The organism is Isoptericola sp. NPDC057191 (assembly GCF_042670225.1).
Classification (GTDB): Bacteria; Actinomycetota; Actinomycetes; order Actinomycetales; family Cellulomonadaceae; genus Isoptericola.
Genome location: NZ_JBHUWC010000188.1, coordinates 1 through 7,907, shown reverse-complemented (window position 1 = coordinate 7,907; position 7,907 = coordinate 1). Strand labels below are relative to the sequence as shown.

The following is a 7,907-nucleotide window of genomic DNA, read 5'->3' as shown; positions in this document are numbered from 1 at the left end:
CGAGCGCACAGTGCGCGGGCGCGGTGGCGCTCGCCGACGGCGACCCGCGCGGTGCCGTCGGCCTCCTGCGGGCGGCGCTCCGGGCCTGGGCGGAGGTGGGGGCGCCCTACGACGAGGCCCGGTGCCGCGTGCTGTTCGCCCGGGCCTGCCGGCTGCTGGGTGACACGGAGACCGCGGACGTGGAGACCGACGCCGCGCGGCGCACCTTCGCCGACCTCGGCGCGCGCCGCGACCTGGCATCCCTCGTGGGCGAGACGGCGGGGGCGCCGGACGGCCTCACCCCGCGGGAGGTCGAGGTGCTCCGCCTCCTCGCGACCGGGCTCACGAACCGGCAGATCGCCGGGCGGCTCGTGCTGTCCGAGCGCACGGTGGCGCGGCACGTCGCGAACATCTTCCTCAAGATCGGGGTGGGTTCGCGCGCCGCGGCGACGGCGTACGCCTACGACTCCCGGCTCGTCTGAGCCCGGCCTGCACACGAGGGATGCATGGTCCTGCCGATGTGGCGTCGCGCGCACGACCCCTAGCGTCGGGTGCAGAACGAGCCGCTGGACCGAGCCCAGGAGGACGTCATGAGCACCTTCTACCAGGTCGCCTACGCCGTGGGATTCACGCCGTGGGAGCGGTCGGCCGCCGCGGACGCCGGTCGGCTGGACGAGCTCCTCCGACGCGAGGAGGCGGAGCGCGGAGGGCCCGGGCGCGCGCTCGACGTGGGCTGCGGCACGGGAGTGCATGCGCTGACCCTCGCCCGCCGCGGGTGGGACGTCACGGCGGTCGACGTCGTCGAGCGCGCTCTCGGCCGCGCCCGCACGAGGCTGGCGCGCGAGCGCGTCGCCGCGACGGTCGTCCGGGCGGACGCCACGACCCTGCCCGCCGACGTCGTGGGGGACGACTTCGACCTCGTCCTCGACGTCGGCTGCTTCCACGGGCTGCGAACCCCCGAGCAGCGCGCGATGGGCCGCGCCGTGACGGACCGCACGCGTCCGGGCGCGACGCTCCTGATGCTCGTGCTGGGCAGGTCCGTCGGGCCGCCGTTCATGCCCACCGGCGCCAGTCGGGCCGACATCGAGGACGCCTTCCCCGGGTGGAAGGTCACCGACGTGCACCGGGTCCCCACCGACGCCCCGGGCATGCCGCGCCTCGCGCGTCGTGGCGAGCCCACGTTCTACCGGCTGCGCCGCACACCGGTCGGCGGGCCGCGATGACCTAGGAGGTGAGGGGTTGTCCACAGGTCTCGCCCGGGGTGCGCTGTACTTCGATAGGATCGAACAAGTGTTCGAACGGTGTGTCGGGACGGCCGACCGCGACGGCGAAAGGGGGCGGGATGGCTCAGCAGCACGACGTCGTCGACGCGTCACCTGGAGCGCCGGTCGAGCTGTCCGACGTGCTGCGACGCGTCGACCCTGGGCCGCGACCGTCCCTCCATCAGGTGTCGTCCTCGATCGACGAGGTGGTGGAGCTCCAGCGACGCATCGACGCGCTGGAGGGCGCCAAGGTGCTCGCCGTGGAACGGGCGCGACGGGCCGCCGACAGGTGCGAGCGGGCGCTGCTCGAGCGGGACGACCCGCAGGTCCGCCGGGCATCGTCGACCCGTCGGCGCGAGCTGGCGGAGCGGGCCTTCACGGCCGACCTGGCGACGGCGTTGCGCTGGTCCGAGCAGGAGGCGACGCGACTCGTCGGCGTGGCGCGCGTACTGACCGAGGCGGCCTCGCACGCCCATGCTGCCGGCGAGGCCGGGGGCGGGGAGGGCACGGCCACGGCGCTCGTGGACCTGTGCCAGGGGCGGTTCTCGCTCGCGCACGCCGGGGCGCTCGCGGACACCCTCCTCGGCCTTCCCGACGTCGACGCGCGCCGAAGCGTCGAGGAGGCGGTCCTGCCGGCCGCCAGGCGGGTCACCCTGCCGCAGCTCCGCCGCCGGCTGCGGCGCGCGCGGGACCTGGCGCACCCGGTGTCGTTGACGGTCCGGCACCGCGCGGCGGTCGACAAGCGGGCGGTCTACCTCGACCCGGGCGCTGACGGCATGGCCTGGATCACCGCGCACCTGCCGGCGGTCCAGGCGCATGCGATCCACGACCGGCTCTCTCGCGTCGCTCGCACGGCACGGGACGAGGGCGACCCGCGCGGGGCGGGGCAGCTCCGTGCCGACGCGTTCGCGGACCTCCTGCTCGGCCGAGCCGACATCGACGGCGCCGACGTCGACGGCGCCGACGACCCGCGTGCCGTCGCGGGCAGCGCTGCTGCCCGTGGCGCAGAGGGCGCCCGGGTGCCCGGCCTGGCAGACCTTGCCCGCCGCGTCGCACCCACCGTGCGGATCACCGTGCCGGTGCTCACGCTGCTCGGCGGTGACGCCGGCGGGGTCGCCGAGCTGGACGGTCAGGCCCCCGTCGACGCGGAGACCGCGCTCCGCCTGACGGCGAGCGCCCCCTCGCTCCGCCGACTCCTGGTCGACCCGGTCGACGACACGGTGCTGGCCACCGACCCGGGCACCTACGCCGTGCCGGCAGCGCTCCGCGCGCTGCTGCAGGCCCGGGACGTCACCTGCACGTTCCCGGGCTGCACCCGGGCGGCTTCGGCCTGCGACGTCGACCACGTCAGGGCGTGGGTCGACGGCGGCACGACGACCGCCGACAACCTGACCCATCTGTGCCGTCACCACCACGTGCTCAAGCACCAGACCGGATGGCGTGTCGCCCGGGCGCCTGACGGCGCCCTCCTGTGGACGTCGCCCACGGGGCGCGCGCAACCCCGGCCCCCGGACCCCGGGCGTGGCTCGCCGAACCAGGCCGACGCGCGAGCCCCCGACGGGCACCCGCCGTCCGATCCCGGCACGCCGCCGTTCTGAGCGGTCGGTGAGTCACGGCCGGGAGGGTCGGTCGTCATGACCTGTGCCAGCACGCCCGCATGACGACGGTGACGCTCCGCCCGATGACGCCGGGCGAGTTCGACGAGTGGCAGGACGCGCTGGCGGAGGGCTACGCGGCGGAGCAGGTCGCCGCGGGGATGTGGCAGGCCGACGGCGCGGCGCAGCGGGCGCGCGACGAGAGCGCCCGGCTCCTGCCGCAGGGCGTGGCCACGGGACGGATGCTGTTCCTGCGCGGCCTCGACGCCGACGGCGAGCCGGTCGGGCGCGTGTGGGTGGCGCTGGACCACCCGCGCGGGGTGCCCGGCGTGGCGTTCCTGTACGACATCGAGGTGGTCGAGTCGCGCCGCGGTCAGGGGCTCGGGCGCGGGCTGCTCACGGCAGCCGAGGACGCGGCCCGTGAGGCCGGCGCCACCGCCCTCGAGCTCAACGTCTTCGGGCACAACACGCCCGCGGTGACGCTGTACGGCTCCGCCGGGTACGACGTCGTGACGCAGCAGATGCGCAAGCCGCTCTGACGACCGGGGGACGAGCCCTCTCAGGCGGCGCCGCCCGCCGGACCGGCCTGCCCGCCCACGGCGGCGACGACCTGTGCGGCGACGAACGCCGCGTTCGTGCGCAGGACGTCCTCGGGCACGTCGGGCAGGTTCTCCGCCCAGTCGAGCAGCGGGGAGCCGCGGAACTGCAGCACGCGGGCGGGCCGGCCGAGGAACGCCAGGTGCAGGTGCGCCCCGCCGTCGCCCCACTTGGCGAGCTGCACGCGGCCCACGCTCGGCAGCGCCTCGACGGCCGCCGAGACCGCGACGATCAGCTGCCCCATCTCCGCGGCGAGGTCCGCCGGGACCGTCGGCAGGTCGCAGTGCGCCGAGACGGGCACGAGCATGAGGAACGCGGGCAGCCCCTGGGCGAGGTCGGCGGTCAGCACCCACCGCTCGTTGCGCCACACGTGGTCCTCCAGGAACGTGGGCAGGCGGTCCGCCGCCGACGAGCACCAGCACTCGGACGGGTCCTCGCCCCTGCGCGGGGGCTCGGCGTCGGCCAGGGGGTGCAGCGGCTTCATCCGCAACGAGTCCACCTCGTAGGGGTAGATGTCCCAGCCGGGCATCTCCTCGACCGCCACGGGGAGCCGGCCGTCCGGGCCGAGGTGGGCGACGATGCGGGCGTAGTAGCTGTCGGCGGGCTCGGGCTGCATGCGCCGATCCCACCACAGGCGTCCGGTCCGCGGCAGGGCCGGGCGCAAAGGTGGCGCTGAGCACGTTCGGAGGTTCGCGCCGCGCCAGTCAGGGACACTGGAGACAGCAATCTTCTGTCAAGACGAGGAGTATCAGGTGCCCCAGGGAACTGTCCGATGGTTCGACGCCGACCGAGGGTTCGGCTTCATCGACCTCGGGGACGAGGCGGAGGACCTGTTCGTCCACGCGTCCGAGATCGTCGGCGACGACGGGCCCAAGCTGCTCCGTGAGGGGCAGGTCGTCGAGTTCGAGGTGGGCGAGGGCGACCGCGGCCCGCAGGCCCGCCGCGTCCGGGTCACGGGCGACCAGGCCGCGGACGCGCCCCTGGGCGTGCTCGGCACCGTCAACTGGTACGAGCCGACCAAGGGGTACGGCTTCGTCACGCCCGACGACGGCCGCGACGAGATCTTCGTGCACAGCTCGGCCATCGTCGGGGGCGGCGTGGTCACGGAGGGGCAGCGGGTGGCGTTCCTCGTCGTCGAGGGGGAGAAGGGTCCGCAGGCGGACCACCTGCTCCCGCTCGCGTCCGAGCCGGCCCGGCCCGCCTCCGACGGCGCGGACGGCACCGTCTCCTGGTACGACGACGTCAAGGGCTTCGGGTTCATCGCTCCCGACGCGGGCGGCGACGACGTCTTCGTGCACGTCCGCGCGCTCGGCCATGGCCTGAGCGAGCTCGCCGAGGGCGCACGCGTGACGTTCGACGTCGTCGAGGGCGACAAGGGTCCGAACGCCCGCAACGTCCAGCTCGTGCGCGGTGCCGCCGGTGCCGCAGGTGGGCGTAGTCCGCGCGGGGGTGCGGACCGCGGCCGCTCGGGCCGGCCGTCGTCGTCCGGCGCGCCCGTGCGTGGTGGCGAGGGCACCGTCGCGCGGTACGACGCGGACCGCGGGTTCGGCTTCATCACGCCCGACGCCGGAGGTGCGGACCTGTTCGTGCACGTGTCCGTCGTGCGGGGTGTCGAGTTCCTGGAGGAGGGCGACCGCGTCCGCTTCAAGGTGCGGCAGAGCGACCGGGGCCCGCAGGCCGACAACGTCGAGCTGGTCTGAGCGAGCGGAACCTCCCGAGGATTGCGGCACAGCAGCCCTGTTCGCTCACAGCGAACGCCCGTGATCACCTGCGGGAATAGAGGCGCCCCGAGCAAGGTTGAGCCATACAGACTCAACTTCAGCGCCTGCGGTTTGCGAGGCCGGGGCGCCGAGATTTACGTTGAGTGCAGTTGACTCAACCTCGGGCGCACAGGCGTCCGGACGTACGCATGGAGGCAGCACACATGGCTCGAGCAGTCGGTATCGACCTGGGCACCACGAACTCCGTGGTCGCCGTCCTGGAGGGCGGCGAGCCCACCGTCATCGCGAACGCGGAGGGGTCGCGCACGACGCCGTCCGTCGTCGCGTTCTCCAAGACCGGCGAGGTCCTCGTCGGTGAGGTGGCCAAGCGTCAGGCGGTCACCAACGTCGACCGCACCATCTCGTCGGTCAAGCGCCACATGGGCACCGACTGGGCGGTCGAGATCGACGACAAGAAGTACACCGCGCAGGAGATCTCCGCGCGCGTGCTCGGCAAGCTCAAGCGCGACGCCGAGGAGTACCTGGGCGAGCCCGTCACCGACGCGGTCATCACCGTCCCGGCGTACTTCAACGACGCCGAGCGCCAGGCGACCAAGGACGCCGGCCAGATCGCGGGCCTCAACGTGACGCGCATCGTCAACGAGCCCACCGCGGCGGCCCTCGCCTACGGCCTGGAGAAGGGCAAGGAGGACGAGCTCATCCTCGTCTTCGACCTGGGCGGCGGCACGTTCGACGTCTCGCTCCTCGAGGTCGGCAAGGACGAGGACGACTTCTCCACCATCCAGGTGCGCGCCACCTCGGGCGACAACCGCCTCGGCGGTGACGACTGGGACCAGCGCATCGTGGACCACCTCATCAAGCAGGTGAAGAACAGCGCCGGTGTCGACCTGTCGAAGGACAAGATCGCCCTGCAGCGTCTGCGCGAGGCGGCCGAGCAGGCCAAGAAGGAGCTCTCGTCCGCGACGAGCACCAACGTCTCGATGCAGTACCTGTCCATGAGCGAGAACGGCCCCGTCCACCTGGACGAGAAGCTCACGCGTGCGCAGTTCCAGCAGATGACGCAGGACCTCATCGACCGCACCAAGGCGCCGTTCCACGCGGTCATCCGCGACGCGGGCATCTCCGTGTCCGACATCGACCACGTCGTGCTCGTGGGTGGCTCCACCCGCATGCCGGCCGTGACCGACGTCGTGCGCGAGCTCACCGGTGGCAAGGAGCCCAACAAGGGCGTCAACCCGGACGAGGTCGTCGCCGTGGGCGCGGCCCTGCAGGCCGGCGTCATCGGCGGCGAGCGCAAGGACGTGCTGCTCATCGACGTCACCCCGCTGTCCCTCGGCATCGAGACCAAGGGCGGCGTGATGACCAAGCTCATCGAGCGCAACACGGCCATCCCGACCAAGCGCAGCGAGATCTTCTCCACGGCGGAGGACAACCAGCCGTCCGTGGCGATCCAGGTCTTCCAGGGCGAGCGCGAGTTCACCCGCGACAACAAGCCGCTGGGCACGTTCGAGCTCACCGGCATCGCCCCGGCGCCGCGCGGCGTCCCGCAGATCGAGGTCACCTTCGACATCGACGCGAACGGCATCGTGCACGTGTCCGCCAAGGACCGCGGCACGGGCACCGAGCAGTCGATGAAGATCACCGGTGGTTCCGCCCTCCCCAAGGAGGACATCGACCGCATGGTGAAGGACGCCGAGGAGCACGCCGCCGAGGACAAGAAGCGTCGCGAGGAGGCCGAGACCCGCAACCAGGCCGAGGCCTTCGCGTACTCGATGGAGAAGCAGATCGCGGACAACCGCGACAAGCTCCCCGCCGAGGTCGTCACCGAGGTCGAGGCCGACATCGCCGGCGTCAAGACCGCCCTGGAGGGCGAGGACGCCGACGCCGTCAAGGCCGCGTACGAGAAGCTCGGCACGTCGTCGCAGAAGATCGGCCAGGCGCTGTACGCCTCGGCCGAGCAGGAGCAGGCCGCGGGCAACGCCCAGGCCGCCGAGGATGACGCGGCCTCGGCCGCCGGTGCCTCCTCCGCCTCCGACGAGGACGTGGTCGACGCCGAGATCGTCGACGACGAGGACGACAAGAAGTGACGGACGAGCAGCGGTCGGTCCCCGAGCCCCCGGAGAGCTCCGAGGGCTCGGGGGAGACCCCCTTCCAGTTCACCGACAAGCGCAAGGTCGACCCGACGTCGGGCGAGGCCCGTGCGGGCGAGCCTGCCGAGCAGGCCGACGAGTCGCAGGACCCGCTCGCGGCGCTCGACTTCGAGCCCGAGGGCGAGGCCGCCGAGAGCGCGGAGGTCCTGGCGGCGAAGGCCGAGGCGGCGCAGCACATGGACGCGCTGCAGCGCGAGCGGGCGTCGTTCACCAACTACCGCAACCGGTCGCTGCGCGACCAGGAGGCGGCGCGCACGCAGGGCACGCAGGACGTCCTGGCCGCGCTGCTGCCGGTGCTCGACGACATCGAGCGCGCCAAGCAGCACGCCGAGCTGTCCGGGCCCATGGCGGCCATCGCGGAGAAGCTCGACGCGTCGCTCGCGAAGTTCGGCGTCGAGCGGTTCGGCCAGGTCGGGGAGGAGTTCGACCCGACGGTGCACGAGGCGCTCATGCACAACGTCGACGCGGACGCCACGGCCACCACCGTCAGCCTGGTGGTGGAGCCCGGTTACCGTATCGGCGACAAGGTGGTCCGCGCCGCCCGCGTGGGCGTCGTCGGCCCCGAGTAGCAGTACCGAGGTGGCGCAACCCTCGGCGCAGGGT

Annotated in this window: 8 protein-coding genes; 7 read left to right on the top strand and 1 reads right to left on the bottom strand. The window is 73.2% G+C overall.

All coding sequences use genetic code 11. The features are described 5' to 3' along the window. The 4 genes from ACFT55_RS17455 to ACFT55_RS17440 form a co-directional block, all read left to right on the top strand. The coding region (locus tag ACFT55_RS17455; protein WP_380245109.1) for a LuxR C-terminal-related transcriptional regulator at positions 1-461 on the top strand (461 nt) is incomplete at its 5' end. A 108-nt stretch (positions 462-569) separates the two neighbouring features. Continuing rightward, positions 570-1,202, top strand: coding sequence for a class I SAM-dependent methyltransferase (locus ACFT55_RS17450; protein ID WP_380245108.1), 633 nt, complete (start codon positions 570-572; stop codon positions 1,200-1,202). Positions 1,203-1,321: 119 nt separating this feature from the next. Next, entirely contained in the window at positions 1,322-2,839 is a 1,518-nt protein-coding gene (locus tag ACFT55_RS17445) for a DUF222 domain-containing protein (RefSeq protein WP_380245107.1), read from the top strand. Between the two features lie 59 nt (positions 2,840-2,898). Beyond that, positions 2,899-3,375 carry a GNAT family N-acetyltransferase gene (locus ACFT55_RS17440; RefSeq protein WP_380245106.1) on the top strand — a complete coding sequence of 159 codons (477 nt, stop codon included), beginning with the start codon at positions 2,899-2,901 and terminating at the stop codon, positions 3,373-3,375. Positions 3,376-3,395: 20 nt separating this feature from the next. On the opposite strand, the gene ACFT55_RS17435 is transcribed toward ACFT55_RS17440, so the two are convergent. Next, positions 3,396-4,049 carry a hypothetical protein gene (locus tag ACFT55_RS17435; protein ID WP_380245105.1) on the bottom strand — a complete coding sequence of 218 codons (654 nt, stop codon included), beginning with the start codon at positions 4,047-4,049 and terminating at the stop codon, positions 3,396-3,398. 136 nt (positions 4,050-4,185) lie between these two features. Between ACFT55_RS17435 and ACFT55_RS17430 the strand changes: the two genes are divergently transcribed. From ACFT55_RS17430 to grpE, 3 genes are all read left to right on the top strand, one after another. Continuing rightward, positions 4,186-5,133: a cold-shock protein gene (locus ACFT55_RS17430; protein WP_380245104.1), complete on the top strand. Its 948-nt coding sequence runs from the start codon at positions 4,186-4,188 to the stop codon at positions 5,131-5,133. 224 nt (positions 5,134-5,357) lie between these two features. Next, positions 5,358-7,241, top strand: a complete 1,884-nt coding sequence (gene dnaK / locus ACFT55_RS17425) for a molecular chaperone DnaK (protein WP_380245103.1) — start codon at positions 5,358-5,360, stop codon at positions 7,239-7,241. Next, positions 7,238-7,873 carry a nucleotide exchange factor GrpE gene (gene grpE / locus ACFT55_RS17420; protein ID WP_380245102.1) on the top strand — a complete coding sequence of 212 codons (636 nt, stop codon included), beginning with the start codon at positions 7,238-7,240 and terminating at the stop codon, positions 7,871-7,873. The genes dnaK and grpE overlap by 4 nt, the downstream gene beginning before the upstream one ends. Positions 7,874-7,907 lie beyond the last annotated feature (34 nt).